Origin of the sequence: Sphingobium chungbukense (assembly GCF_001005725.1) — a bacterium.
In the GTDB taxonomy this organism is placed as follows: Bacteria; Pseudomonadota; Alphaproteobacteria; order Sphingomonadales; family Sphingomonadaceae; genus Sphingobium; species Sphingobium chungbukense.
This window is the reverse complement of record NZ_LBIC01000034.1, coordinates 1-2,094: the sequence shown is the minus strand read 5'-3', so window position 1 is coordinate 2,094 and position 2,094 is coordinate 1. Positions and strand designations below refer to the sequence as shown.

Annotated in this window: 2 protein-coding genes and 5 pseudogenes; all 7 read right to left on the bottom strand. The window is 61.0% G+C overall.

Features of this window, described 5'->3' with window-relative positions:
- A pseudogene (locus tag YP76_RS28095) lies at nt 1–170 on the bottom strand (IS701 family transposase); the annotation flags it as partial.
- Nucleotides 171–201: 31 nt separating this feature from the next.
- Nucleotides 202–420 (bottom strand): annotated as a pseudogene (locus tag YP76_RS27515) (transposase domain-containing protein); the annotation flags it as partial.
- A gap of 133 nt (nt 421–553) precedes the next feature.
- Nucleotides 554–859 (bottom strand): annotated as a pseudogene (tnpB, locus tag YP76_RS29360) (IS66 family insertion sequence element accessory protein TnpB); the annotation flags it as partial.
- Nucleotides 856–1,185 carry a transposase gene (locus YP76_RS26400; RefSeq protein ID WP_046766339.1) on the bottom strand — a complete coding sequence of 110 codons (330 nt, stop codon included), beginning with the start codon at nt 1,183–1,185 and terminating at the stop codon, nt 856–858. The pseudogene tnpB and the gene YP76_RS26400, both read right to left, overlap by 4 nt.
- 84 nt (nt 1,186–1,269) lie before the next feature.
- Nucleotides 1,270–1,410 carry a hypothetical protein gene (locus tag YP76_RS28090; protein ID WP_157035906.1) on the bottom strand — a complete coding sequence of 47 codons (141 nt, stop codon included), beginning with the start codon at nt 1,408–1,410 and terminating at the stop codon, nt 1,270–1,272.
- A 225-nt stretch (nt 1,411–1,635) separates the two neighbouring features.
- Nucleotides 1,636–1,869, bottom strand: a pseudogene (locus YP76_RS26390) (transposase); the annotation flags it as partial.
- 51 nt (nt 1,870–1,920) lie between these two features.
- Nucleotides 1,921–2,094 (bottom strand): annotated as a pseudogene (locus tag YP76_RS26385) (transposase); the annotation flags it as partial.

Genomic DNA, 2,094 nt, shown 5'->3' with positions numbered 1-2,094 from the left:
GTGTGGCGGATCAGCAGGCCGCGGGTCCAAAGACCCGATTTGGTCTCATCATATTCGTCGGCGTCGAGATCGGCGAGTTCGCAATAGGCCCAGTCATGAAGCCGTGCGCCTTTGGTGCCTTCGCCCGCGGAGAGGCGCTGCCATGCATCGGGAGCAGGAGTATGGGCGATCTCCTTGTGAGCGTGGCGAGAAGACCGCGGCTCAGGCGGCGTTGGCGATCTGCTGCTGATCTGGCCGCCAGTTACATGGGATGAGTTCATCCCAGCGGGCAGCGGGCCAGTTGCCTGCGATCCTGGCGATGACATCCGCGATATAGGCTTGCGGATCGAGGCCATTGAGCTTGGCGGTCTCGATGACGGAGTAGATGGCGGCAGCGCGATCACCGCCTGCCTTTGAACCGGCGAATAACCAGTTTTTACGGTTATGGAAATGTATGCATAACCGTAAGAATGCCCTTTTCGCCGGCTCCGATGAGGGCGGCGACAACTGGGCGGTGATCGCTACGCTCATCGAATGCTGTAAGCTCAACGCCATCAATCCGCCTGGGGTTACGCCAGTCGATAGCCTCCAACATGCAGGCCATCTGCGAAGGGGAGATGGCAATCACCCCGTCCACGGCCGAAGGCCAGATGTACTTCCCGCGCTCGAGACGCTTGGCATAAAGCGACATGCCGACACCATCATGCCAGATGATCTTGCAGAGGTCGCCGCGGCGTCCCCTGAAAATGTAGAGATCCCCGGCGAAGGGATCACATCCGAAGCTCTGCTGCACCTGCAGGGCCAGGCTGCGCATGCCGCGCCGCATGTCCGTGTGCCCCGTTGCAATCCATATCCGAACGCCGGAGGGGACTGGGATCACGGCTTGACCGACCGCAGTACTGCCGACACCAGCCCCGGCGAGGCGCCAGCAGTTATCCGCACGATCGCCCGCTCGAACTCCACAGTGATCGCCGATCCGGTCACTGGCATCGGATCGGGCTGCACCTGCACTTCTGCAAAGCCTTGGGCTGCCTGCCCCATCTGCCGCCGCCATCTGTAGATCTGGTTCGGCCGCAGATCGGCACGGCGGGCAATCTCCGCCACGTTAGCACCGGGCGCCGAAACCGCCGCGACGAGTGTGCGCTTCTGCTGGTCGGTCCATACACGTCGCCGCTCCGGCCCCGAAATTACCGTGATCTGACTCATCGCACCGTCCTTAGTATCGGTGCAAACACCGGCGCTTGCACCGGTACCATCTCGAAATATCAGCCGATCACCGCAAGGCGGCCCTCACCGGAGCGATACGACCGGGCGATCATCGACATCGGGATTGACCGCCGCCATGTGCATGGTCGAACCGATATCAATGGCTGCCGCGCCAGGCGACAGCATGGGTAGAGCGTCAATGCCGCCCGATTTTGATTTGTTCACTCCATTCCTCCATCACAACTGGAGGGTATGGGCGATGCAAACCGTCATCTTCCTAACCGGGGTCGCCGAGGACGGCGCCACCACTCTCAAGTACGCAAATGCCCACGGGCCACGTTTTTTAACGGGGTATCACACCACCAATAAGCTAACGGCCGCGACCCTCCGCCTGCCATCATACCACGGCCCGTTTCTACCGCGAACAGGCGGGCCAAACCCGCGATCGTTTTTTAGTATATCGCGCTCCTCGGTCACCCGGGCCAACTCGCGCTTCAACTGACGGATCTCGGCATCCTTGCCGGCATCGCCAGACACCACCTTCGCCAGTTGCCGCTTCCATGCGTACAGCGAATGCTGGCTGACGCCGAGCCGCTCGGAAACCTCCGCTACCGGATACCCGCGCTCGGTGATCTGGGCCACCGCATCACGCTTGAACTCATCGCTGAAATTGGGCTTCCCCATCGTCGTCTCCTGTCCTCAAAATTAGGATAGAAGGCGTCCAGAAATCTAGGGGCTACTCACCGTGTATTGACGAGCGACACCGCAGGAGGACTTGCCCTGCTTGAGAAAGCCGGTCTCATTGATGACCAGGACCGCGTCAGCTGTGGCAAGGTTTTCCACGACATAGTCACGCACGATGTCACGCAGCGCATCCGCGTCCCAGCGTCCGCGACCCAGAATGGCCCG